Genomic DNA, 26793 nt, shown 5'->3' with positions numbered 1-26793 from the left:
CTTTGGAAGTGCGGAAATTCATTTATTTTTGGAACCGATTGCATAAACCCTAAATTTTATCAAATGAATTTTATGAAAATGGATTTACGTTTAGTGACACTGGCTTTGCTAATGACTGCCTGTGCTTCTGAGACCTCTGATAAAGAGGATGCTAGTGTGGATGAGTCTACGGAACTACAGCCTATATCTGAGCCCTTAGTTTCAGATATTTTTACAGCAGATCCTTCTGCCCATGTTTTTGATGGTAAAATTTATGTTTATCCATCACATGATATAGATGCTGGTATTCCTAACGATGATTTGGGTACGCAGTACGCTATGAGAGATTACAGAGTTTTATCAATGGATGAAGTTGGCGGGCCGGTAACTGACCACGGTGTAGCTCTTGATATAGAAGATGTGCCATGGGCGGGAAGGCAAATGTGGGCACCCGATGCAGCCAAAAAAGACGGGAAGTATTATCTATACTTCCCGGTAAAAGACAAAGAAGATATATTCCATATAGGAGTGGCTGAAAGTGATTCTCCTACGGGACCTTTTACAGCCGAGCCTACGCCTATTGAAGGTACCATAAGTATGGATCCAGCAGTTTTTGAAGATACTGATGGTTCTTACTACTTGTATTATGGCGGAATTTGGGGAGGCCAATTGCAATATTATAAAAATGGTAAATTTGAGAAGTCTGAAGAGCAGCCGGCTGCTGATGAGCCAGCTTTATTGCCTAAAATGGCTAAACTTGGTGCTGATATGAAAACATTAGCAGAAGAGCCTAGAGATATTAAAATCTTAAATGCAGATGGCGAACTTTTCAAATCTGGTGAAACAGACGAAAGGTTTTTTGAAGCAGCATGGGTTCACAAGTATAACGACAAATACTATTTGAGTTATTCTACAGGTGATACGCACAAGATAGTGTATGCCACTGGCGATAATCCTTATGGACCATTCACTTATCAAGGTGTGGTTTTAAACCCTGTACAGGGGTGGACAAACCATCACTCGATAGTTGAGTTTAAAGGAAAGTGGTATTTGTTTTATCATGATACTCAAATTTCAGGTCAGAATCACTTGAGAAATGTAAAAGTGACTGAGCTTCATTATAATGAAGATGGTTCTATTAAAACCATTGACCCATATAAGTAAGAGTTAAAAATAGTTTGAAATAATTATTCAGAAATATATTTTTGTGCCCAAATTTCGGGGTGTGGCTCAGTCCGGTTAGAGTACACGTCTGGGGGGCGTGGGGTCGCAGGTTCAAATCCTGTCACCCCGACTTAGAGAGGTTACCTGTTTTGGTGACCTCTTTTTTTGTACTAAAGATGCACTTGCTTTTGACAGTAATGAAATTGAGAAGGTGAGTTCCTATTAGGAGGTTGCTTGTTTTTTTATCATTTTGCTAAAGTGTTAGGTCTGGTTGTAGATTCTATGGAGAAACTTGCAATTACATTTATTAAACGAACTTATACTTATTGAAATGAGAAAATTGAAAAACTTTTTAACCCTCACAGCCTTCTTATTGACTTCAGTTGTAAATGTACAGGCCCAAGAAGACAATAGCTACTTTCTTGATTCGTGGAATGTTTTAGTAAAAGGAACACCCGAAGGCGACGCTGAATTACCTATGAGGTTTGAAATGACAGACGATGTGGTTTCGGGTTATTTTATTAATCCAGAGAGTGGAGAAGAGGAAGAAATGGATTCTGCTGAAATAAAAGATGGGACACTTTCAGTGGCTTTTTATATAGCTGGATATGATGTGACCATGAATTTAAAAAAGGAAACGGAGAACAGCATGAAAGGTTCTTTGATGGAAATGTTTGAGGCGGAGGCTACTAGAGTGGTTGACGCTGATGCATATTTTATAGGATCTTGGAATGTTTTTGTTGAAGGTACGCCTGAAGGTGATGTTCAAATACCAGTGAGGTTTGAGAAAAATGGCGATGTGGTTACTGGTTATTTTACAAATCCTGACAGTGGAGAAGAAGAAATGGATTCGGCTGAAATAGAAGACGAAACCTTGAATATGGCTTTTCACATTGTAGGCTATGATGTTACCATAAGCTTAAAAAAGGAGTCTGAGGATATTATGACGGGTTCTTTAATGGATATGTTTGAGGCAGAGGCGATAAGAGTGGTGGAAGAGACAGCATCACCTGAAGACTATTATTTAGGCTCTTGGGATGTTTTGGTAGTAGGCACGCCGAACGGTGACGTAACGATACCCATGCGATTTGAAGCAGGAGATGATGGTTTAAACGGATACTCTACTAATCCAGAGGATGGGAGTGAGATAGTTATGAGCGATGTGATGGTTAAGGATAGTACTATTACTGCCAGTTTTACAATGATGGGCTATGATTTAAACTTCTATTTAAAAGCAGAAGATGCCAATCAAGCCAAAGGTTCTCTAATGGAAATGTTTAGCATGACGGCCACCAGAAAAGAAGAATAATTTTAAAAATAATAAGCCTTCCCAAATTTAGAAAGAGAACCCCGCCTTCACCGCAAGTCGGGGTTTTTCTTCTTCTTTTTCCTTTGGCAAATATAGTCCGAGCGTAAAGGTTAGTGCGTCTACAGGAGCTAGCCAAAGGCCTCCGCCGTAGCTATAGTGCCAACTGTCGGAGTTTTCTGATGGTAGCCAAACTCTGCCATGGTCAAAACTCCCAAAAACGCCATAAGTGATAGGGACTAATGGGTTATAATTACTCTTGAGTTTATATCTTAAATCAGTGGATTGCCAGAAACTATACTTTCCATAAAACCTTTCAGACCTGTATCCTCGTAAACCCTGTTTGCCGCCAATATAGGGCATTTGATAAAACTCAAATCCGTCTCCAATATTAATTCCTGTGCCAAACTGGGAGGCTAAAACTAATTTCTCTTTACTATCTAAAGCCCTAAAAAAACTAAGACTGGCGTTTATAGAACCAAAGTTTTGAGAATTATTGGTTTGATGAGACCATTTGAATTCAGAATTAAAGATGATTCCATTATGTGGAGCTATGAAATTATCAACGCTATTAAAACTGAATAAGAACTTAGAGCCAACAAAGTTTTTACTATCGAAAACTTGATTTTTGATGGTATTCTCCACCAAAAACCTTCCTGGTGTCGCTTGTAAATTTAGGCGTTCGGCAAATGGCCCAATACTGAAATAAGCACTGTTATGAGCAAACCTCTTCTTTATGGCTGGGTAAATGTGGAGGGCAGCTTGTCTTACTCTATAATAGTTCTCGTCGTCATCGGGTCTTATTGTATTATTTCCAACACCCGCAAAATTAAAGGCATAACTAGGGCCATGTAAAAATGATTTGAGGTAAAAATCCCATTCGCCGAAAGTATCGACAAAATCTCCTTCGTAGTTTATGCTTAATGACTTTGTCTGAAAAGCATACTTAAGTCTAAAATCCTGAACAGAAGAAAACGGCTCTTTTTTAAAACCATATTTGGTATAATTAACACTGCCCCCAAGTAACAGACCATCATCAGGGTTGAAACCTATCACGGGCAGTACCATAGCTATATCATAGTTGCTGTCATTGTTTCTTCGGTCGTACACATTATATCTAAAGATATTGGTTCTTTTATCCTTAAATGTGGAGGCACTCTTTAGTTTGTCCTTTTTTAAATCATCATAGATAGTGATTCTCTTTTTGCCAGTAGATGAAGTAGATAAGTCTTTAAAAGTGTCTTTGCCATCACCACCTATAAATCTAATTTTTAATTTGTTATTGGCCTCACCTTTAAAAATAAACTCGTCTTTATCGCCGTTTCCATAAAGATTTACATAATTAGTAATGCTACTGTCAAAAACTCGGTGATAAATTATTTTTCTTTTTTCACCATCCTTGTCAAGGTCAAATACTGTTATTTCTGTATTGTTTTTATCTAGTTTCTTTACCTCAAAACGTTCTTCTTTTTCAGAACCGATCACGTTGACAGATTTGCTGACAAACTCGTAATGTGCTCTTGCAATTTTCATTAAATCGGCTCTTCTAGTTTTTATGCTGTTAGAAATTCTTTCAAAAGAGATTTCTTTGGCTTTAGGAGGCCAGTTGTCAAAAGACCTTTCAATAGCCTCGTCTGTTAAGTGTTGCTGAATAAAAAGAACTTGTTCTTCCCAGTCTTCCCAACTTAACCCATTTAGAAATGTTCTATCTACCAATCGGGCACTCCAGGTAGTCCATTTCATGCTTTTTATTTCTGGGTCAAAACTTTGTAGCTGTCTTAAAAAAGGAGCAGTGAGTCTTGCTAAATTTGCGGCAGCTCCATCATATAGTGAGAAAGCTTGGTCTCTGTCTTTTGGTATAGGTCTGTAAATGGTTTCTCCTTTGCCCTGTTTTATGGCAGCCCATGCCCACTGGTCGTCATGTCTATCCCAGTCGCCTATTAAAAAGTCAAAAAGCCTGGTTCTGAGCATCCACTTTTCATCTACTCTATCTTTATTGTTTTCCAGAATGGCCTCCATTAAATCAGGTGTATTGATGATTTTGTCAGGATTTCCGAAGAAACCTGCGTCTTTCCAGTGTTTACCTTTAGGTCTTTCTTCAAAGAGGTTCATCGACTCTCCAAAGATGTCATTATAAGCATCTAAGTTGGGCTGCTTGGGTACATAATAAAGTATAGGATTAGTGTGGTATACGTTTATAGCGTCAGCTAATGCTGGCATAGACAGCGGTGCGAAGGGATTTGTGGATAGAAAATTATCTTCAACAATAAACTTTGCAACACTCATTTTATTGAAAGGGAATGGCAAAAAGCGGGTAACGTCTTTTGTCAAATTCCGAAGAACATATTGTCTTTCGCTAGGGGCGTCAAAACGTAGGGAGTTGGTTTGATTGCCCCCTCCTAACTTTACAGGAGTTAGTCCACCCTGAATAGTCGATAGGTCTAAAACGGGGAAATTGTAGCTTTCTAGATATAGGTCTCTGTTATGTTTTCCCAGTAAGAAATCATGTGCTTTGCCTACGGGTACTATTTTATTTTTGGTCAGTTTATGATTGGCAGAGTCTAGTAGACTTTCATGCTCAGAAAAATCCGCTAAAATGTTTTCGTTTTCTTGTGTTTTGGTGTCTTTTACTTTTTTGCGGTAAACCAATTTTGCTGCCGTTCCTTTGTCATTTACTGTGTAATAATTGACCCAAGTTTCTCCACCTTCGTAAAAGTCTAATTTGCTATAGCCCATATCAGTTGTGGCAAATTCAGAGCCTTTTCCCATAGCCACAGGGCTGCTTTTAGAGCCGCTACCACTTACTATAAATTTTTGACCATTGTTTTCAATATGCTGTAAAGTATGCTCATGCCCACTCACAAATATAAAATTTCCGTTTTTACTTACACCTGCCAAAAGTGCCGAGCGGAGGTCTTTATAATTCTTGTTTGCAACGTCTTGTCTTGAGCCTATTGTACCCCGTACTATAGCACTTAAACTACCAAGTATAGGAATAGGCACAAAGAGCTTAGGTTTCATTTCTGTTAATGGAAACAAATGCTGTTTTGCGGTAAACCTACCTCCATGAGGCCCATACGTATAAAGGGGGTGGTGCATGGCTATTACTATATTTTTATTCCTATATTTTCTGATGACGTTTTCGAAAACGAACTCAAAATTCTCTCTATTTTTTATGGAACAGTCGTCGTTAATCTCTGGGTCATTATCCCAGTCTGCTAGCCACCACTGAGAGTCTACCACTACCACTACTATATTTTCATTTAGCTCTACCACTTCTGGGCCAGAGCAACCATCTAGTGGTAAAAAATAGTCTTCGTAATCGTCCTTTTCTTTGTCTCTGTTGAGGTATTTTTGAACATACTTGCTTTGTCTTTTTAAGCCCTTTACTCCGTCAATTCGCCAATCATGATTCCCAGGAAGAATAATAGGCCTGCCTTTAAAATTGTCAAGCATTTTCAATTGTTCCTCTAATCTGTATTGAGCATCTGCTCTGGCGTCCACATCTTCTTTTGATGGCATACCATCTTGGTAAATGTTATCTCCCAAAAAGATGATAGAGCTGTTTGCTGATTCCTTTTTTAAGGCTTCTTCGAGGTAGTTGATAACAGGCGACCTATGAGAAGGGGTAGAGTTTCCTGCATCGCCAATCAGATACATGGTGTGTGTAATGCTAAGAGAGTCTGCAGGTTTTACTTCTTGCCATTTCTCTGTTTCGGCAGCGTACTGTGTCTTGTAGGTTGCACAGGAATAGCAAAAAAATAATAGAAAAAGAAGAGCTATTTTGTTTATGCTTAGTTTCATAAATGGGCTTGCTAGTCTGTGATTCGCGAGAACTTCAGTATTTTCCCTTTGGTAAAATCATCTCCCTCACTAGAGATGTAAAGGTGCCCCGCTTGGTCAAAGGCTATACCTTCAGGTTGTCTGAAATTGTCTTTTTTTAGCTCTATGCTTTCTTTGAAATTCCAGTCGGTATCAAAAACAAGAAGACTCGCATTAATGGCAGAAATTACGTACCAGTCTTTATCGATTGGGTTTCTGGCTAAGGCCGAGGCCGCAAAGCCTTTTTTTGAAAAATTCTTAGTTTTTATTTCAAATGTTTCAGGCTTCTTTTTTTGACGTTTTAGGTCATATTGGAAGCCCAGAATACTATTCTTTTTGTCACACTTTTTACAAAGTATAAACAACGACTGGGTTTCTGGGTCAGCATAAAGGGACTCATATTCGCCTTTTGGGAGTTTAATGTCTATCTCGCTGGTGGCGGTGGTTTCTTTGTTTACCATTTCGCTTAGAGCTGTGGTAAACACTTTCCCGCTGCTTTGTAAAACATAAATTTGATTATTCAGAATACTCAAATCTTCGTAATCCCCATTTTTGATAAACTGAGTTTTCTGAGTTATTTCATCTTTATTAAGTTGGTAAATGGCTCCTTTTTCGTCTTGTATAGCGTAGGTGATTTTGGCATTACCTTTATTGAATGCTATTCCCGATATTTCTAGTAGACTTAAAGGCAAAGGGAAAACTTCAGGTTTGTCAAGATTATAAGGAAAATCTGAGCTGCTAAGTGTGGCGGATGATGATGATGGCGAACAAGCTTGAACTAACATAAAGAGTCCAAAAGCTGAAAGTAAATTATTCAAAGCAAGAAGTTTGTTCATATCTGTCCTAGAGATTTTTCTTGAATAATAGCCATGGTGATAAAAGCCAAAACTGAAACCACCACGCCAAACATAAAGATGTTATACGCTATTCTGAGAAGCCTATATTTTCGTCCTAAAACTACTCCTTGAGAGTAAATGTCTTTCGTGAGCGAGCCGTATAAGTAGTCTCTATCGTCCATGAGGTTTAACATACCTCTAGAGTAGTCTTCGTAAGGCATTTTGTAAAAATTTCCAAAAAACAGAAGATTGACTCTCTTTTCTGATAAGTCTTCTTTAGAAAAGATACCGTTTGGAATAGTTGGTCTGGTAGCTAAAATAGAGAAAACCATGGTAACTACACATACGGAGGTTAGTATGAAGTTTGGTATAAGCAGGTATTGATTTGCATCCATTTCTCTAAAGAGAATGGTAAGTACTACGGACAGAATAATGGAAGTGGTGGTAATCATGATGTGTGCCTTATTGTCTGCCATGTCGCTCAGCCTTTGGTGATTGTTTGAGCTTATTCTAAACATGGTCTCTATTCCTCTATCGGGTCTTTTCTGAGCAGGCACTTCTTTCTTTTTTGATTTTTTCTTGAGCTTTGAAATGTTCTTCTTTTTTTGTTTAGCCAAAACAGTTTTTCCGTAGGATGTATGAAAGGAGTGTTTTTCTAAGAGCTCAATGCTACTATTCTTCCACTTTTTATTTGGTATCTTTTCTCCTGAGCAATGCTCTGTTTCGAGTTTCATGCTTTCATTAAATTGCTCAAAATCGTCTGTTCCAAAATGAAAAAGGTCGGCATCACAAATAATTTCTTGAAGAAGGTTTTGAGGATTTTGGGGAAGAGTAGTGGCTTTAATACATGCCGATATTTCTTCTAAAGTTTCCTTTTCAATTTCATATTTATTTAAAAAATGGACGGTAAAGTCTACACCTCTTTTTTCATGCTCTACTTTGGAACCGTTACAATAACCGGTGTCATGAAACCAGGAAGAAGCTAAAACTATGAAAGTGTCTCTTTCATTTAATGTATAGTAGCCCGCAAGGAATTTTGCATTAGAAACCACAATTTGCGTGTGTTTCAGGCCATGATAAATTAAATGATCGTCGGCGTGAGTTTTTATTAATTCGCTCACATAGTTTTCTATATCGTCTAGTATTTCCTGGTAATTCATTGAACTAGTTTGTTTCAGAATTTAAATTTATGCCAACGCGTAGTGCCTTTAGACCGTTAACGCCTTGGAGATGCTCTAGTTCTAAAAGTTCTAGGTCATCTAAGAGCAAACCTTGTGCCTGTAAATCTTCAATGTACGGAATATATTCTTTAGCAGTTTGGCTGTCAAAGTATACCAAGGCTATTTTGCCAGGCTGAGTTAGCCTTTCATCTTTCCCTTTTAGTTTAACCTTATCTATTCGTTTTTTGATAACTTCATATCTAATATTATAAGCCCCCTCTACGTCAAACCTTCTTTCGTCTTCTCTAAAACTAATGTCTATGGCGTTTGGGTTTATAAAAATGAGTTGTGTAGTTCTTAAGGGCAAAGATAGCTTAGGAATTAATGCTTCGTTTAACCGAGCTATTTCTGCCATGGAGCTTAGTTGCCATTTCCTTATTTTATTTAAATATTTCTTTTGAAAAGGCTTTTTGGGCTCTATTGATTGACCAATATATATGTCATACTCTACACCATCTGTCCTGAACTTTTCAAAATAGGTAGGGAAGTCCTCTTGTAGTTTTTCTTTACTGTTTTCTAGGTATCTGTTTACCGTAGAGTTTATGGTTTGCATGTCGTTTTCAAAACCTCTTCTGTGTAAGTGCCCTTCACCAGATTCTTTGCTTAGGTTTAGGTATGCATTAATAAGTTTTAAAGCTTCAGTATTAGTAACAGTATTCTTTACTTCGTATAAAAAGGAATAAATATCAGCATCTAAAAAGCTTTTAATTCTTAGTTCATCACCTGCATATTCGTTTTTATTTATTCGGTCTAAAAACCTTTCAGTTCTGGGAATTAACTTTTCAGCTAAATCATGTTCTATATGAGGCTGAATAGCTTTTAGCGTACGCAAAAGTGAGTTTATCTGAAAAATGAAATCTAAATGCTGAGCCGTGTTTCTTTCAATAGTAGAATTTCTGACGTCTATAGCACCATATAAAGGATAAACATTTTTAAAAGCCACTGTTTCTACTTTCTTAATTAAAGAGCTGTTTAGTCGCTCATCCATGTAATGAAGTGCGGCTTCTTTAAATTTCCATTCTACTGCTTCTTGTAAGAAAGTATATTTCTCTCTAATAATGCTCTCAATTTTGTGATTAAACTCTTCTATATCATGCTCTAAGCTTTGACTTATAACTGAGATGGCGGTGTGAAGTTGTCCTAAAACAATCTCATTGACAGCGTTTTCAGTTCTTGAATAGCATATCAGTATTCCAATTACCTTTTTTTTGCAAACCACTGGTACTATGGCTAAAGACCTAAATTCATTTTTGACCATTTTAGAGTCAAATGCATTTTCGGTACAAGAAGCCATTTCCAGAGATGGCTTGAAAATCATGGTGGGATTTTTAAAAAATTCTTTACAGAAGTTTATATAAGTGTTTTGCTCTGTATCGCCATTAAAAGTATGTCTGAATAACTGGCTGTTGCACAGTGTGTCTGGGTTTAATACTACTTCATCATTTACCTTAAGTAGCGGAACTAGGTCAAAGTATAGATTTGGGTCTCTTGTTAAGTTTTTTAAAGAATTGACAATTTCTACATGATAGGTATTGTCTTTAAAAGAGGCCCTTTCTATGATTAAGCTTTTCATGTGTTCCACTGTCTGGGTAGTGGTTATATCTTCTAGCTTAATGACAGAAAACCCTTTAAACTTGAAGTTTGATAAGGGTAAAAGCTCTAAAATAGAGTGTATATCAAAATCTTTTTGCCATAACTCTCTCACTTGACTTAAGTCAAATTCTGGAAGTTCTCCCTTAGGACTTACGCTTACATAAGTATTGTCAATATCTAATTTATAGTATTTCTTAAGGATAGAATCAGTCTCTTTAACACTGATGATAATACTCCTAGCAGGGTGGGGTGGAAAACCATATAGCTTCTCTAAAATTAAAGAGTATATCTGAATTATTTCCTTTTTTGGCGAAGGATCATATTCTTCTATGGATTCATGATTTACACAGCCATTTCCTTCGTTTATAAGTAAATTGTAGAAGGCGTCTGTTCCATAAAAAAAAGTAGGCTTTATAGGAGTACTAAGGGCTAGATACACCTGCGATTCGTCACTAGCAGGTGGTACTAAGAAATTGTATATTTCTTCAAAGAGATTTTCGTAATTAGAAGTATCGGTAAGTGGTATATTACCTTTCAGGTCAAAAACGTTCTCTAGTTTATAAAGAAGGTTTTCAAAATATTTTTTATTGACGGAACGTACATTTTCCATTCTGTCTTTAACAAACGAAATTAAAGGGGCTATAGAAATATGGGTTTCCAAATCCTTGAATCCACTATGTGAATCCTTTGAAACGTCAAGTAATATGCTTTTCATCAGTAAGGTAGTAGTCTTGCTATAGAGATAAATTTAGGTTTCTAGATGAGTAAAAGTACGCCTGAAGGTAAGGAGAGAGAAGCTAGTTTATTTAGAAGGACTTAAATAGTGATAAACCACATTGCTGACTGATGACCTACAGGTTTACATTTGCGAAAACGTTTACTGTTATAGGTTTTAGTAACATTTATGAAGGTCTATTTGGTTCGGCTTAGTTTTTAAATTGAAATGTAAAGCGTTCAAACAAAAAAGCAGCCCCAGATGGAGCTGCTCTTAATATTAGAAAATTGTTAAACTTATTTGCTTACTGTGCCCGTAGGGAAACTTAGATTTTGACCCATATCTAATAAAGTATGTACCGGAGCATCTGCTGCTATTTGACCAACTAATGGCTTTAATGTAAAAGGAGCAGGGCTATTATCTGGGTAAGGCTCTATACTTATTACACCCGCACCACCTTGAAGGTTGGTAGGAAATGTCATTCCTGATGGAGGATTAGCCACAAAATCTTCTCCTGGGAAAGGAGGTGTTCCGCCGCTTCCTTTAAACGGCTCGCCGCTATCAGGACCAGAAATGCTAGTAAATGTACCGCTGCTTACTGGTGTGCCGTTTATTACTGCCCAGCCTTCATACACCCATCCCTCAGGAAGTGTAGGTAAAGTAAGGGTAGCTGTAGGTCCAGATGGGTCTAGCCACCAGATTCCGCTTGTTTCGTCATCCATAGTTTCTGTAGATGGTGTGGCTAGTATAAACTGGCCAGCCACTGATGAAAAATCGCTTCCTAAAGCGGCTGTATGACCTACATTGAGGTCTGCAGAATTGGAAGAAAAATCTCCAGCTAAAATATGAACTTTAGAAGGTGCAGGGTCGGTGTCATTTGCTGGCTCTATAGTTAAAACAAATGTGCTACCCGCGTCTAAGACATCTTGGTCTAGGTTAAATTGAGATTGAGAGAGGGCTCCCGAACCATTGACTGTAAATACGCCCGTAGATATAGGGCCAGATGGCGTAATTAACCATCCTTCATAAACGGCTTCCGAGCCCAAGTCTTCTAATCCTTGAATGTTTAATGTCAATGCTCCGCTTTGTGCCGTAGGCTCATCATCATCGTCGCAGGCGGTAAAAGCCAATGCCATAAATGCTAGTGCTAAAGTCTTTAAGTGTCCTTTTTTCATATCCTTGTTTTGTTTTAATGTTAAACTTGACACAAAGGAACAGCCTAGGTATTACGTGAAAGTGTCAGAATTATAACAAAACTATCACAGAGCATTTTTGAGTGCTTATGGCTTATTTTATAGAACCTTGCCAAACGAAATTCCGTAAGTCTAAACTCATCTTTTAGTAGAAAACTTCTTTGTGATAATTCTGTGATACTTAAAAGTTTACTTTGAATTCTCCGAGGACATACTTTTAAAATTAACCTAAAAACATGCCTAGAGCTCTAGTAATAGAAGACGACCATAAGATAGCCGAATTGATAAAAATCCATTTGAAGGATTTGCATTATGAAATAGACCATACACTGGATGGTTTAGAAGGTTATGAAATGGCAAAAAAGACAAATTACTGCCTAATAATTCTAGATCTAATGCTTCCATCTATGGATGGAATGGAGGTTTGTAGAAAAATTAGGGCAAATGATATTGCTTCGCCAATAATCATGGTAACTGCAAAGTCTGAAGAAATAGACCGGGTGCTAGGTTTAGAAACAGGGGCAGATGATTATATCGTGAAACCTTTTGGTGTGAGAGAATTTCAGGCAAGGGTAAAAGCTGTACTGCGGAGGTCTTTAGGGAAGTTTGACAATCCTTCTTCTACAAATACCCAGCTTATTGAGGCTGATGGTTTAACTATTGATTTGGATAAACGTTCCGTTCAAAAAGCAGGGTCAAGAATAGAATTGACACCAAAAGAGTTTGATTTACTTTCGCTTTTGGCGGCTAGCCCAGGGAAAAGCTTTAATCGTCAAAGTTTGCTCAATTTAGTTTGGGGCTATGATTTTGAAGGCTATGAACATACGGTCAATTCCCATATAAATAGAGTTCGTGCCAAAATAGAAGAGGATATGAACAAGCCCAGTTATATTTTGACTAGCTGGGGTTATGGGTATCGTTTCAATGAAAACCTTTAAAGAATGAATAATAAATTTTTCATACGTCTGTCGCTTTCTATGCTATTGGTGCTGCTGCTTTTTGGCTCCGCCATGACCTACATAAGTTTTGTGACTACCAGAAATTATCAAGAAGAGGCTAATCAGAAATTGCACGCACATTTGGCTCAGTTTACTATTGACCATTTAGAGACTTTTAATGAAGAGGGGAAGCTAGACACCATGGCTATTCAAAAAGTAATGGAGTCGATGATGATTATAAACCCTGATGTAGAAGTCTACCTGCTAGATACGGCAGGAGGAATTATGGCCCATGTAGCACCTTATAAGGAGGTGGTGAGAGAAGCTGTAAGTTTAGAGCCAGTGTTAAGTTTTATAGCGGATAAAGGACAAAACTTTATCAAAGGAGACGACCCAAGAGACTTTTTAAAATCAAAGATATTTTCGGCAGCACCCATTATACAAAATGATGTGCTTAAGGGGTATTATTATATCATCTTGGTTTCGGAAGAGCGAGAATCTGTTTTTGCAGGACTTTTAGGAACCTATACCATGGACACCTTTTTGAAGCTAATTGCTTTGGCTGCTGTGCTGGCTTTGCTTCTTGGTTTTTTTATTTTATGGTATCAAACAAAGCATTTACAAGCCATTACCGATGGAATGAGTCAATTTCATTCCGGTGATTTTAGTAGGCGAATAGAAACAGATGAGCGGAGTATGTTTAGCGGAATTTCTGAAACGTTTAATGATATGGCGAATCAAATTCAGCTACAGTTTGACAAGATTAAGTCGATAGATAATTTTAGAAGAGAGCTGGTGGCGAATATCTCACATGATTTAAGAACGCCACTTTCTATCATTCAGGGTTTTACAGAAACGCTCCAATTAAAGAAAAACCAACTTAGTGCTGCAGAAGAAAGTCAGTATTTGGAGAATATAAACGAGAGTACTAAAAAATTGAAAGGTCTGGTAAATCAGCTTTTTGAGCTTTCAAAGCTAGAAAATAATCAAATTCAGCTGCAAAAAGAGCCATTCCCATTAGATGAACTTGCCTATGATTTGATGGCTAGGTATGAAGTTTTGTTTAAAGAAAAGAATATAGAACTGGAGTTTGTTAGAAACCCAGAGACGCCTTTTGTTTTTGGCGATATTTCATTGGTAGAAAGGGTGATTCAAAATTTAGTAGACAATGCTTTAAAGTTCACACCAAAGGGAGGCAAGATAAAACTAGAAATAGGTTCAAGCGATACACAGAATATTTTATTCAGTATCAGTGATACGGGTTCTGGAATAGCAGAAAAAGACCTTTCGGTGATTTTTGAAAGATATCATACCAATACCAAAGACGAAACCAGGGTAAAAGGAACAGGCTTAGGATTGGCAATAGCCAATAAGATTATTGAGCTACATAACAGCAGTATAGATGTAAGCAGTAAGCTAAATCAAGGCACCCGTTTTAGTTTTAATTTGCCGGCGTACGTGGTTTAACCCAAACTAGGAATCTGAATTCCGGTAATTTTTCTATAAAGGTCTACGGCGTAAATGTCTGTCATGCCCGAAATAAAATCTAAAACAGATAAGATGTTTTGATACAGTGGCAGGTCATTACTTATTTCAAATTGCTCTGGAATTAGCTTTTTCATCTTTTTAGACTTGGCCGACTTAGGCTCTAAAATAGCACCAAGAAATTCCTTTAAAAGGCCGCCAATAACATGAAAGCCTGCAATTTCGATTTCTACTACAGACTTGTGATTGTAGATTTTACTGACAGAAATAGCGTCAATTTTATCAATGAGTTGGATAGACTTTTCATCTATAAGCTCAATCAACGATTTGTTTACGTCACCGTTTAAAAGAGCCACTTCATTTGCCATAAAGGCATCAGAGCATTTTCTGGTCAAAAGGCCAATTAACATAGCTCTCAGCAGGGAAAGCTTTTGCTTCTCGTCTTTCATGCTCAGCATTTGCTCTTTTATATAAGCTTCATTTTTTTTTCCCTCAAAGAATGGAAGAAGTAACTCTTCCACCTCTTTAAAACCAAGAATATGAAGCCTGAAAGCATCTTCTAAGTCTATGATTCTATAACAAATATCATCAGCAGCTTCCACTAAGAATACGAATGGATGCCTGGCCAAATGACTTTTACTTTCGTTCAAAGTCTTCATTTTAAGGTCGGCAGCCATCTCTTTCATGACAGAAAGCTCTGCATCAAAATACCCAGATTTTTTAGTAGAGATTAAGCCCGTAGACTTGTCAAAACCGTTTAAACTATCAATTGGATATTTGACAATAGAAGCCAAAGTAGTATAAGTCAGTTTTAAGCCTGCTTTTAAAAACAGTGTACTTAAGACTCGGAATGCATTGGCATTTCCTTCAAAATTTTTTAAATCGGCTAGTTGGTTTGGCGTTAGCTCTTTTTCTAAGGTTTCTTTTTGACTGCCAGAAAGCTCTTCGAAAAAGGTTCTTATGGCGTCTTCTCCTGAATGTCCGAAAGGAGGATTGCCAATATCGTGAGCTATGCAGCCTGTTTGGATTACATCTGCTAGAGCAAATTTGTAAAACTCAGAAGCATGGGGGCTTAAGTTTTCGCTGTTTTTCTTGGCTATTTTTTCGCCTACTAATCTCCCTAAAGAACGGCCTACTGAGGCTACTTCTAAGCTGTGCGTAAGTCTGTTATGTACAAATATGGAGCCTGGCAAAGGGAAAACTTGGGTTTTATCTTGAAGTCTTCTAAACTGGGAAGAGAAAATAAGACGGTCGTAATCTCTCAGATATTCTCCACGAGTTTCGTCTGTGTTTTGAAGGTTTCTAGAGCCGTATCTTTTGTTCGAAAAAAGTGTTTCCCAGTGCATAATATAAATTTTGACAAAGCTAAGGCAATTTATAGACCTAATGAATTGCCAAAGGCTTATTTCTATTCTTCGAGTAACTCTACCGTAACTAAATACGCACAGTGGTCAGAGGCTACAGCATCTTGAATCACTTCGGTGGTCAATACTCGCCATCTGTTTTTAGGGTAAAACATGACATAATCTATTTTAACTTCGGGCTTATCAGAAGGGTAGGTAGGCTTTGGGTTTTCTTTATTGTAAGAAGAAAGCCAATGTTTTTCTAAAGTATTAATGGCTATGCTGCCTGGCGTATCATTTAAGTCACCTGCTAAAATGCTAGGGTATTGGTTTGAAGTGAAATTTTCATTGATGCTTTGCACCTGAGCCAGTCTGTCTTTTCCGTCTTTTAAATGGTCTAAATGAGTTCCAATAAAAGAAACGGTATCACCAGAGGCTAAAACAGAGGTTACCTCTAAAGCTGCTCTGGGTTCTCTGCCTGCAGTATAAGGCAGGATGATGTTTCTGCTATTTAAGAAAGTGTAGTTTGCCAAAATTCCCTCGCCATATTCGCCACCATCATATTTCATGGCTTTTCCAAAAAGAGGGGAGAGCTTGGTTCTATAGCCCAATTCCGTTACTAAATCATATTTTTTAGCTCTGTTGGTTTTATAATCTACCTCCTGTAAGGCTACAAAATCAGGATTGGCATCTGAAATAACTTTGGCAATATGGTCTAAGTCAAAATCATTATTGGTGGTAGCACCATGAAGAATATTGAACGTGAGAACTCTAATGATTCTTGGATGCTCATCAATGGATTGAGACAAAGAATTTAAACTAAAGAGTAAGCAAAGAAAAGTAATGTATGTTTTTAGTTTCATATATTGGGTAAAGTATAGAAGAGGGCGTTTATAGGCGAAAATAGTATTTATAAAACGACAGGAAGTATTTTATATCAAAAAAGCAGTCTACTAAAATGCAGACTGCTTTTTTCTGACAATAATTATGGGAAGCTACCAGCCTGGAGTCTGTTTGTATATGCCATTACTTCTTGAGATTTCGTTTGAGCTAAGTGGCCATGCCATGTGTCTAGCTGGGTCGAAACTTCTTGCTGGCCAAACTTCCTCTACCGTGTAAGAAGAACTAGGGTCAGTTTTGTTTTCATGGATTCTGCCGTGAAGCGGAGCATTGATAACATCTACATCACCCCATCTTTTTAAATCGGCTAATCTATCTGTCCACTCACAAGCAAGCTCCACGCGTCTTTCATGCTTTAAGTCATCCATAGTTGGAGTAGCAATAGGGCTTAAGCCAACTCTAGCACGAACCTCGTTTAAAGGCTCTGCTGCTTGAGCAGCTTGGCCCATCTGGATTAAAGCTTCTGCCTTGAAAAGTAAAATCTCTGCATACCTAATTAAAGATAAATTCAGAGCAGTGGTAGGGTAGTTACCGTTTTGATTGATTTTTGAATTGGTACCTGCATCCTCATCTGTTCCGTAGCTGTAAGGGTCCATGTATTTGTTAATCTGGAAACCTGAAAGGCTATTGGTGGAGTAGTATTCACGCTCCACACCAAAATAAGTAAACTTGTCACCAAATTTTAAGATAGTAACCTCACGTCGTGGGTCATTTTCTTCATATTCTTGGTAAAGCTCTTCGGTTGGTTGGAAATAGCCCCAGCCATTGAAAATACCCCATCCTTTGTTTTCTAGTATAACACCAGGGAATTCAGAACCACCCTGAATTCCTGAAGTTACTGACCAGATATATTCTGGACCCCAGTTTTGACTGTCGGTAAATACCGCTCTATAATTAGCCTCGTTACTTTCTTGACCAGTTACCAATGCTCTTTGACCTTCGTTTTTGATTTTGTCGGCAAGGTCTGGTACGTTTTCCCATTTTGAGCTGTCATATTGTGCCCAGTAAGCGTAGGTTTTTACCATGTATGCCCATGCTGCTGATTTGTGAGCACGGCCTTGGTCTTCGGCACCGTAGGTTTGGAACAATGGTAATAACTCAGCTGCTTTTTCTAAGTCAGAAATAATCTGAGCGTAGTTATCTGTTACAGAAGCTAGCTGTGGAGGTATTCTATCTCCAAACTCCTCATTTTCTACACCATCATAAGGCACACCTTGGTCTTCATGACCCCATAGGTAGGCAGCCCAAAAGTGAGCAAATGCTCTTACGAAATATGCTTCGCCTAAAGAACGTTGTCTTAACTCTTCTGAAATGTTTGTGGCACCTTGAACACCTTCTATGGCTTGATTTGCCTTGTTCATCATCCAGTACATATCTTCAAAAGCCGTAGCCATATAACCTTCGTTTCCTGTTGGAATAAAATTTTTGATGTTTTCGGCATCAGCTTTTGAGCGGCCTACCACTAAATCATCACTTGCATTTTGCATCCAAAACAAATCTCTACCCCATGTAGATTCCCATCTGAATGGTACATAAATGGAGGCTATGCCTTTGATAACGTCATCTTCGCTATCCCAAAAGTAGGCTGTGGTAGATGCTCCGTTAGGCTTAGTGTCTACCCATTCCTTGTCACAAGAGCTTATGCTAAACATAAAGCATAGGCCTAGTAGAATTGTATATTTTATTTGAAATTTCATTGTCGTAATAATTAGAATTTAAACTTTAAACCTGCAGCATAAACACGCGATACAGGGAACTGACCTCCGTCAAAACCAATACCACCAACCTCTGGGTCCATTCCTGAATACTTAGTGAAGGTTAGCAGGTTGTCACCACTAACGTAAACTCTCAAACCAGATACTGGCCCAAGCGTAGGGAAAGTATAGCCAAGCACTAAGTTTTTCAATCTTAGGTAGTCACCACTTTCTAGGTACCAGTCAGAGGCAGTCTGGAAGTTATTGTTTGGGTCGTTTGCAGATATTCTAGGAATGTCTGAATCGCTATTTGTAGGAGACCAAGCGTCCAAAATTTTGTCCCATCTGTTATAACCTTGCTCAGAAGCGTTAAGAGTAGACTCTTTGAAAGCGTGGAATAATTTAACTCCAGCTACACCTTGGAAGAATACACTTAAGTCGAAGTTTTTGTAAGTAAGGTTAGTATTGAAACCGTAGGTTAACTTAGGAGCAGCCGAACCCATGTAAGAACGGTCATTGTCATCAATTTTTCCGTCTTCGTTTAGGTCAACAAATTTCAAATCTCCCGCTTGGGCATTTGGCTGAATTCTTTCTCCATTGAAAGTATAGCTGGCAGCTTCCTCATCTGATTGGAAAATGCCATCTGTTTTAATCATCCAGTAAGAATAGTAAGGTTGACCTACGGTAGACCTGTACGGTCTAATGGTTCCTCTCCATGCATTTCCGTGAGCCCAGAAAGAGTCAGGGTTGTTGTCAATTTCTTCTACGCTGTTTTTTAGCGTAGCAATATTCCCACTAAACTCATAAGCTAGCTCGCCTGAGTTTCCGCTGTAAGAAGCCATAACTTCAAGACCTGTATTTCTAATTTTACCCTGATTAATCAATGGAGCACCAAAACCGTAAGTGTTAGTCCAGTCTGTATCTTGTTGTTTGATTAGGTCATAAGTAAGCTTGTCAAAATAATCTACAGAAAGAGATAGGTGTTCGTTAAGCATAGTTAGATCTAAACCGATGTCTGTTTGTTTAGAAGTTTCCCATGATAAAGCGGGATTGTTCAAACTACCAACATAAAGAGCAGGAGAGTAAGGAGCATCGCTACCAATTTGGAATGTATTATTAGTGCTAAGTGTAGCATAACCGTAGTATCTGCCTATAGAACCAATGTTTCCTATTTCTCCCCAGCTAGCTCTTAGTTTTAATGAGTTTATTAATGGGATATTGAAAAATGGCTCAGAACTTATTTTCCATGCAGCGGTGGCTGCTGGAAAACCTTTTCCTCTATAACCTTCTGCTAATCTTCCGGCGATGTCATAACGGTAACTCCCTGTTAAGAAATATCTGTTTGACCAGCTATAAGAAAGCCTTCCAACGTAAGATAAGTTTCTGTCTTTCCAGTCATAGTCGCCAGGCCTGTCAGAACTAAAAGTTTGAGCATTTAAGAAAAATTGAGCCCAATCTTCTTCATCTGGGAAGTCTCTTGCTGCAGCTGAAAAGCCTTTTGCACCATTTTCTTGTGCTGTAGTTGACACCATAGCTCCAAGGTTATGGTTACCAAGGGTACGTGTATAGTTTAAGGTGTTTTCCCAAATCCAGTTATAACCTTTATTGGTGCTGTAGTTTAAAGAGTTTTGATTGTTAGGTTTACCTGGCTCTGTTACTTTAGGGTTGAATTTCTTATAAAGTGAGGCTTGAGAGCGGTAAGAATATCTTGTCAAGAAATTTAAGCCAGGAATAATGTCAGAGTATGATAACTCAGATACCGACTGTAAATCGCTGCCTTTATTGTAAGGTTGATTTCTTAAAAGTGTTCCTACCGGGTTAATGGCATCACCATGAATTCCTAAATAATCAGAATCTCTTGGGCCTACGCCACCAAAACTTCCATCTTCATAGTAAGGAACAGCAGAGCTAGGCATATAAATAGCAGAAAGTATAGTTCCGCTATAGCCACTTTCTGTAGATGTGCCGCGGCTGTCGCTATTGTTCCAAAATACTTCTTGACGGAATTTAAGGTGGTCGTCAAAACTGTATTGACTATTAAACCTTAAAGAGATGTTTTCACTGTACGTGTTTAATAAAGTACCCTCGTTGTTTTCATACCTTCCTTGGAAGAGCGTTGAGAATTTATCCGTTCCAGCATTAATTGAGAAATTATGACGTTGAATGGTTCCTATTCTGAAAATTTCGTCTATCCAGTTTGTTCTGGTAACGGCAGCGTAAGGATTCTTAGTGGCATCCCAACCGTCTAAAGGGTTAAGGCCAGCGTTTTGCATAGCTAAATTTGATACCTCTGCTTCTTTGTCGGCAGTTAGGGCATTTGGTGTCTTCCAAGCTTGTTTAGCTCCCATAAAGCCATTGTACTCTATACTTGGTTTTCCTGAGGAAGCCTGACGAGTAGTAATTAATATTACACCTGCAGACCCAGAAAATGCTCCATAAATAGCGGCGGAAGCGGCATCTTTAAGCACCGTGATAGACTCAATGTCTGCTGGGTTATAAGGAGCATTTGGTACCCCGTTAACCACGTAAAGTACGTTTTCAGTTCCTCTAGAACCAGTACCTCTAATTGTGATTTTTGGTGTCGAGTTTGGGTGGCCACCATTGCTTATAGCGGTTACGCCAGGTACTCTTCCTTGAATCAAATTGGCAACATCAAGAACGGGTCTGTCTTTTATTTTTTCTACATTTTCTACGCTTACCACGGCAGAAGAAAGGTCTCCTTTTTTTGCCGTTCCGTAACCAATCACAACCACCTCTTTTAGGTCATTCATGTTAGGGCTTAAAGCCACACTTATGGTGGTCTGGTTTCCTACTATCACCTCTTGTGTAGTATATCCAATAAAGCCAAAAACTAAAACGGCGTTCTCGTTTTCTACGTTTAGGCTATACTCACCGTTTACATCAGTAATGACACCTACATTAGTTCCCTTTACGGTAACTGTACACCCTGTTAGTGTCTCGTTTGTTTGAGCATCGCTCACAATCCCTCTCACTGTTCTGGTAGGCTCGCTAGCCCAAGAACTTCCACAAATAATTAAAAATCCCATTAACGACAAATAGAAATGTCGCAAGGAGACTTTAGGTAAATTTTGTCTCATAAAACTTGTTTGATTGAACTAATAAATGATTTGAGACGCAAACGTATATCTATTAGTAATAGCGAAATTCCGCTTGTTAGGAATTTAAAGATTGCTTAACAATCAGGGCTGAAAAAGGAGGAGGTTCTTAACGGTTTGTTCTTGTAGAAATAATGATTTAGTAAAGAATCACAATAGTGCAATTCTATCTAAAATAAGCCATATGGGGAAATTGAAGCTACTTCTAAGGGAGAGATTTGGTAGTTCAGTGGCGGATAAGCGGTGGGTTTAAGTTATTTGAACTTATAACTATCTAAATATGGAGTTATAAAGTCTTTATAGTGGTAATACTTCAGCGTTTCACCTGAAAAAGTTACAATATACACCTTGCTGTTTCTTACATGATAATACTGTATCCAGGTTTGCCAGATATTATTTTTGTTGCCTTTATAAGAGATGACATAGCTTTTTGAGTTGAGTTTCTTTTTCTCTAAAACCTTGAACTCCTTGACCACTTTGGGCAAATAGCCAATAGAGAAATTAGCATACTTCTCTGCCGTATAACTGGCCGACGAAAGTTTATTGACCGTAAGGTTAACACTTTCTATATAAGTGTCATACCCTCGTAAAGTATCTGTGGGCGAATGAGCTGTGCACTGTGCTTCTACACAGCCTGTTTTTATAGTCCAAGTATTTGGTAATTCAATGCTGTAGGTGGGCATGTCAATCAGAAGTGGGTCCGCGGCCGCTAGTGTGTCAATTTTTTCAGTTGCCGTTTGTGCTTTTAATGTAAAAGATACACTTAGGAGTAAAACAAAAAAGTATTTCATGTAAAGAAGCATTAGTAAAAATGCAAAATAGTCAGTTTATATGAAACATGCGGAAAGTAGCGTAATGCTTTGTTTTTTTATGCTAGATGATTTTTAGAAAGGAGTTGACTTATGACTGGATTTTATTTGCATTAAGCAGTTTGATATTTCAGCTTATTTGGAGGTGCTTTCTTCCATCTTTAGTTTTGAAAACCCACTTTTTATTTTGTGCATCAAGTCCTGCTTATTTATTGGTTTGCTGATATAATCATCCATTCCAGCTTCTAAGCATATTTCTTTATCACCTGCCATTGCATTAGCTGTCATTGCTATTATTACAGGCTGTTTTTTTTGTAGTTTTCTTATTTGTTGGGTTGCCTCTAGACCGTCCATTTCAGGCATTTGGATATCCATTAATATTATATTGAAATCATCTTGGTTAAACTTTTCAACTACTTGAATTCCATTAACAGCTAATGTTGGCTGAAATCCAAGACTTTTTAAAACCTTACTTATGACCATTTGGTTAATTATGTTGTCTTCAGCCACCATGATATTGGCAGGATAATTTTGTGCAAAACACTCTTCAGTGTTTTTCTTATCTACTTTAATATCAGCATTTTGAAGGGTAGTAGAGGTTTTGAGCTGATTCAGGATTTCCTTGTAAAGTAGATCTTGTTTTACAGGCTTAGTCAGGCTTGCTGAAATTAGCTCTGAATGGTTTTTATAAGATATATCACCCAGAGAACTAAGTAGAATAATTGGTGTATTTGAATCGTTTTTACGTATTTCATGAGCTAATTCTAAACCATCCATGTCTGGCATTTCCATGTCAGTTAAGATGATATCGAAGTTTTCCGATTTTTTAATCAATTTGAGAGCGTCCAAGCCAGAAGACGCAATAGTCGGTTTGAATTCCCAAAAGTTAAGCTGTGCTTCTAAAATTTGTCTATTGGTTTCGTTATCGTCTATTACCAAAATTCGTTTCCCTTTTAAGGCATCTAATTCGGTGACAGCTTTGTGAATGGGTTCAGATTCTTCCCCAGGCATGGTTATGATGTTAAAATAGAAAGTAGTGCCCGTGCCTTCCTGACTTTCTATGCCAATTTCGCCGCCCATTAAATTGACTAATCTTTTGCTTATAATTAAACCTAAGCCGGTTCCTCCATATTTTCTTGTAACGGAGGAGTCCACTTGTGAAAATGCCTGAAATAATTTATCTCTTTTCTTTTTGGGTATTCCAATTCCGGTATCACGCACTTCAAAAGTGAGGTTGATTTTATCCGGAATATGTGTGTTAGCTAATTTTACGTTTAAGAATATTTCGCCCTCGTGGGTAAACTTTATGGCATTCCCAATAAGGTTAATAAGAATTTGTCTAAGTCTTGTAGGGTCACCATAGATATGTGGTGAAACCTTTGGGTCTATGTGATAAACAAGGTCTAAATTCTTTTCAACTGCTTTTTTTGCAAATAGGTCAATAACCTCTTCAATACAAGTTCTAAGTTTAAAGTCTTTATCTTCAAGTTCCATTTTTCCAGACTCTATTTTAGAAAAGTCAAGAATATCGTTTATCACCGTTAGAAGGTTGTCGGCCGAAACCCCAATGGTTTCTGCATAGCTCCTTTGCTCTTTGTTTAGTTCTGTTTCCAGTAAGAGGTTACTCATTCCTATGACACCATTCATGGGGGTTCTTATTTCATGACTCATGGTAGCCAGAAAAACGCTTTTGGCTTTGTTGGCAAGTTCAGCATCGGTTTTAGCTTTTTCGGCTTCTTCACGAGCTTTAATTTCTTGCTCAGTAGATATTTGTAACTCTTTAGTACGTCTGCTTATTTTCCTTTCTAAAGATGCTTTTTTTGACCTTATAGTTCTTGTTCTATATCGGTAAAGAGCAAAAAGGCTTCCCAAAAAGACGATAAGCATTAGTAGCCTAAACCACCACGTTTTCCAAAATGGAGGTGTGATAGTTAGATTTAACTCTTTAGGGTTTTGAGACCAAGTACCGTCATTATTTAAGCCGTTTATTTGGAAAATGTAGTTGCCAGGGTCAAGATTAGTATAGGTAGCAGTATGTTCGTTTCCTACTTGCTGCCATTCTTGGTCAAAGCCAAGCATTCTGTATTGGTATTTTTTCTTTTTTTCTGATACAAAATTTAAGGAGGAAAAATCGAAAGAAATAACTTCATCACTGTAAGAAAGTACAAGTTTGTCAACAAGGGAAATGTTGTTTTTTAAAGGTGAACTGTCTTCTTTATTCTTTGCTACAGCTATATTTTTATTAAAAATTTTAAAACCAGTTATTAGTAATGGAGGTTCAAAGCTAACTTGCTTTACGCTGTCAGGCCAGAAAGCGTTAATTCCATTATTTCCGCCGAAATACATCTTTCCGCTCCTTGTTTTGCAAAAAGCCAATTCTTTAAATTGACCTTCCTGTAGTCCGTCAGCTTCAGAATAATTATGAAAAGTTTTGCTTCTAGGATTATAGCGGCTAATGCCTTTATCAGTACTAATCCAAAGGTTCTTACTGTTGTCTTCTAAAACACCTTGAATTATATTTCCTTCTAAACCATTTTCTTCTGAAAACTTAGTAAATAGCTTTTCTTTTGGTTTGTATAAGTCCAAACCGTTTTTTGTGCTAATCCAAAGGTTGCCCTTCTGATCTTCAAAAACATTTCCAACACTATTGCTGCTGATACTATTGTCTTTATCGTGATGCATGAAATAGGTAAAAGAGCTGTCTGCTTTTTTCATTCTATTTAGGCCACCGCCATCAGTTCCAAACCACATATAACCTTTAGAGTCTTCTGTGATAGAAAGTATTTTGTTATTGTTGGTGCCTTTTCCGCTGCTTGGATTTGAGGTATAATGTATGAAAGAATTGTTTAAAGGATTGTAAAGGTTAATTCCTCCGCCATAGGTGCCAATCCAAATGTTTCTTTTGCTGTCTTGATGCATTACCCAAACGTTATTATTACTCAGAGAGCCCTTTTTTAAAGGGTTGTTTTTGTAATGCCTGAGGACTTTACCAGCAGTATTAAAAACTGTAATTCCATTGGCCCAGGTACCCACCCATATTTCGTTGTTTCCCGTTTCTAGAATACTTAGTACGTGGTTTCCTGTGATTGACTGACTATCGTTATTAGTATGTGTCAAATGTTTGAAACTTCCATTTTTGGGGTTCATGATGTTTAAGCCACCACCATCTGTCCCAATCCATATTTGGTTTCTCTTATCTTCGTAAATAGTAAGAATCTTGTCGTTATTAAGGCTATTAGCTTTAGACATACGGCGATAGTGAATAAACTTTTCAGCATCAATATTTACTTGACTTACACCTGCGTTAAAGGTGCCTATCCACATATTTCCTTTTTGGTCTTTTAGTAATGAGTGAACTGAATTACTACTCAGGCTATAAGAGTCTAACTCATCGTTTTTAAATGTTTCAAAAGATTGCTCCTTTTGATTATAGATAGACAGCCCGCCATTTTCTGTACCAATCCATATGTTTCCTTTTGGACCTTCTTCTAGGGAGTATATGACATTACTTCCTAAACCATTTGATTTGTTTACTTGAGAAAGGTGATGTTTAATGGAATTATTATGTGGATTATATATAAATAGGCCATTTCCATTGGTACCTATCCATAATTGTTTTTTGTTATCTTCCAAGATGGAGCTAATCCTTATTTTGGTAGAAGTATTTTGGCTCAAGTTAAAGGAGATAAATGACTTTTTTTTGTCATCAAAAGCATAAAGTCCAGTATGTGTTCCTATCCAAATTTTGTTTTGACTATCCTCATATATGGTTTCGATAAAGTTACTTTTCAAACCAGAAGCCTTGTCAGTAGTATAATGAAAAAATGTACCATTTTTTGGTGAAAAGACATCTAGTCCTTTACCGTCAGTACCTATCCAAACATCCCCTTTATGGTCTTCAATTACCGCATTTAGGGAGTTGGAGGAAATTGAATTTATGTTCTTTTTTTGGTGCTTAAAGCTAATGAAATGGTCTTTATTAATGTCGTATAGGTTTAGCCCCCCTCCGGTAGTGGTAATCCATAAGTTTCCGTTTTTACTTTGATGAATGTCTGTTATCTGATTACTACTTATGCTTGTGGAGTCTGTGGCCTTGTTTTTATATGTTTTGAACGAATAGCCATCATACCTATTCAAACCATTTCCTGAACCGAACCAAAGAAAGCCTAGTTGGTCTTGACAGATACTTGTTACATAACTATGCGAGAGCCCTTCGGAAATACCAAAATTCTCAAATCGAAGATAGTCTTGTTGACATGTACTTTTTAAAGGAATTAAAAGCATTCCTAAAAATGTAAAAAGCCAAAATTGCAAACTCCAATTAATTGATGTGTTATTAACTGGTCTCATATAGAGTTTTGTTATAGTGCTAAGAAATATTCAATTATTCATACTCCAATATTCAGTCCAAAATTTTAGAAGATAGAGAGACTGATAAATCAAAAAGGAATAGGAGTTTAGCTTGATATTTGTCAATAACCGTTTCGTGTATACGAACATGCGGTTTGTGCATTTTAATTATGGTATTTGTATGTAGTTAGTTCCTAATGAAATATTTATCCACATAAGAATGATTTGGTAGTTTCATAGGGCTGCTAATATATTTTTCACCGCAAAATAAAACCCTCCCCTTAGGAAGGTATAATCAGAGCGTTCTGTGCTAACTTTAAGTTTAAAAAA

15 protein-coding genes and 1 tRNA gene are annotated in these 26793 nt (G+C 37.6%); 5 read left to right on the top strand and 11 right to left on the bottom strand.

Features of this window, described 5'->3' with window-relative positions; genetic code table 11:
- Positions 1 to 63 precede the first annotated feature (63 nt).
- The 3 genes from AADJ06_RS16375 (at position 64) to AADJ06_RS16365 (ending at position 2452) form a co-directional block, all read left to right on the top strand.
- The gene (locus AADJ06_RS16375; protein ID WP_341227562.1) at positions 64 to 1143 is read left to right on the top strand and encodes a glycoside hydrolase family 43 protein; all 1080 of its coding nucleotides are present in this window, start codon (positions 64 to 66) and stop codon (positions 1141 to 1143) included.
- Positions 1144 to 1198: 55 nt separating this feature from the next.
- Positions 1199 to 1273: transfer RNA gene (locus tag AADJ06_RS16370), tRNA-Pro, on the top strand.
- Positions 1274 to 1474: 201 nt separating this feature from the next.
- A complete protein-coding gene (locus AADJ06_RS16365) occupies positions 1475 to 2452 on the top strand; it encodes a hypothetical protein (protein WP_341227561.1) in 978 nt (325 codons plus the stop codon).
- A gap of 27 nt (positions 2453 to 2479) precedes the next feature.
- Here the strand turns inward: AADJ06_RS16365 and AADJ06_RS16360 are convergent, their stop codons facing one another.
- From AADJ06_RS16360 to AADJ06_RS16340, 5 genes are all read right to left on the bottom strand, one after another.
- On the bottom strand, positions 2480 to 6253 hold the full coding sequence (locus AADJ06_RS16360) for a metallophosphoesterase (RefSeq protein ID WP_341227560.1): 3774 nt from the start codon (positions 6251 to 6253) through the stop codon (positions 2480 to 2482).
- An 11-nt stretch (positions 6254 to 6264) separates the two neighbouring features.
- Positions 6265 to 7107, bottom strand: a complete 843-nt coding sequence (locus AADJ06_RS16355; RefSeq protein WP_341227559.1) for an SdiA-regulated domain-containing protein — start codon at positions 7105 to 7107, stop codon at positions 6265 to 6267.
- The gene (locus AADJ06_RS16350) at positions 7104 to 8267 is read right to left on the bottom strand and encodes a Pycsar system effector family protein (RefSeq protein ID WP_341227558.1); all 1164 of its coding nucleotides are present in this window, start codon (positions 8265 to 8267) and stop codon (positions 7104 to 7106) included. Before AADJ06_RS16350 ends, AADJ06_RS16355 begins: the two co-directional genes overlap by 4 nt.
- Positions 8268 to 8271: 4 nt before the next feature.
- Positions 8272 to 10635: a GAF domain-containing protein gene (locus AADJ06_RS16345; RefSeq protein WP_341227557.1), complete on the bottom strand. Its 2364-nt coding sequence runs from the start codon at positions 10633 to 10635 to the stop codon at positions 8272 to 8274.
- Positions 10636 to 10931: 296 nt separating this feature from the next.
- A complete protein-coding gene (locus AADJ06_RS16340; RefSeq protein WP_341227556.1) occupies positions 10932 to 11810 on the bottom strand; it encodes an anti-sigma factor in 879 nt (292 codons plus the stop codon).
- Positions 11811 to 12064: 254 nt separating this feature from the next.
- Here AADJ06_RS16340 and AADJ06_RS16335 point away from each other — a divergent pair, with 254 nt between their 5' ends.
- Both AADJ06_RS16335 and AADJ06_RS16330 read left to right on the top strand, forming a co-directional pair.
- Positions 12065 to 12766, top strand: a complete 702-nt coding sequence (locus AADJ06_RS16335) for a response regulator transcription factor (RefSeq protein ID WP_341227555.1) — start codon at positions 12065 to 12067, stop codon at positions 12764 to 12766.
- Positions 12767 to 12769: 3 nt separating this feature from the next.
- Positions 12770 to 14233 carry a HAMP domain-containing sensor histidine kinase gene (locus AADJ06_RS16330; RefSeq protein WP_341227554.1) on the top strand — a complete coding sequence of 488 codons (1464 nt, stop codon included), beginning with the start codon at positions 12770 to 12772 and terminating at the stop codon, positions 14231 to 14233.
- Here AADJ06_RS16330 and AADJ06_RS16325 read toward each other — a convergent pair.
- From AADJ06_RS16325 to AADJ06_RS16300, 6 genes are all read right to left on the bottom strand, one after another.
- Positions 14230 to 15597: a deoxyguanosinetriphosphate triphosphohydrolase gene (locus AADJ06_RS16325; RefSeq protein WP_341227553.1), complete on the bottom strand. Its 1368-nt coding sequence runs from the start codon at positions 15595 to 15597 to the stop codon at positions 14230 to 14232. The two genes, AADJ06_RS16330 and AADJ06_RS16325, sit on opposite strands and share 4 nt — an antisense overlap.
- Positions 15598 to 15659: 62 nt before the next feature.
- Positions 15660 to 16457 (bottom strand): endonuclease/exonuclease/phosphatase family protein, encoded by a 798-nt coding sequence (locus AADJ06_RS16320; RefSeq protein WP_341227552.1) that lies wholly within the window; start codon positions 16455 to 16457, stop codon positions 15660 to 15662.
- A gap of 132 nt (positions 16458 to 16589) precedes the next feature.
- Positions 16590 to 18191: a RagB/SusD family nutrient uptake outer membrane protein gene (locus AADJ06_RS16315; protein ID WP_341227551.1), complete on the bottom strand. Its 1602-nt coding sequence runs from the start codon at positions 18189 to 18191 to the stop codon at positions 16590 to 16592.
- Between the two features lie 11 nt (positions 18192 to 18202).
- A complete protein-coding gene (locus AADJ06_RS16310) occupies positions 18203 to 21235 on the bottom strand; it encodes a TonB-dependent receptor (RefSeq protein ID WP_341227550.1) in 3033 nt (1010 codons plus the stop codon).
- A gap of 323 nt (positions 21236 to 21558) precedes the next feature.
- Positions 21559 to 22095: a hypothetical protein gene (locus AADJ06_RS16305; RefSeq protein WP_341227549.1), complete on the bottom strand. Its 537-nt coding sequence runs from the start codon at positions 22093 to 22095 to the stop codon at positions 21559 to 21561.
- 153 nt (positions 22096 to 22248) lie between these two features.
- Positions 22249 to 26463: a two-component regulator propeller domain-containing protein gene (locus AADJ06_RS16300; protein ID WP_341227548.1), complete on the bottom strand. Its 4215-nt coding sequence runs from the start codon at positions 26461 to 26463 to the stop codon at positions 22249 to 22251.
- Between the last annotated feature and the right edge of the window lie 330 nt (positions 26464 to 26793).

Source organism: uncultured Arcticibacterium sp. (assembly GCF_964021845.1).
Classification (GTDB): domain Bacteria; phylum Bacteroidota; class Bacteroidia; order Cytophagales; family Spirosomataceae; genus Arcticibacterium.
The sequence above is the reverse complement of the archived record's forward strand: the minus strand, read 5'-3'. Positions and strand labels throughout refer to the sequence as shown.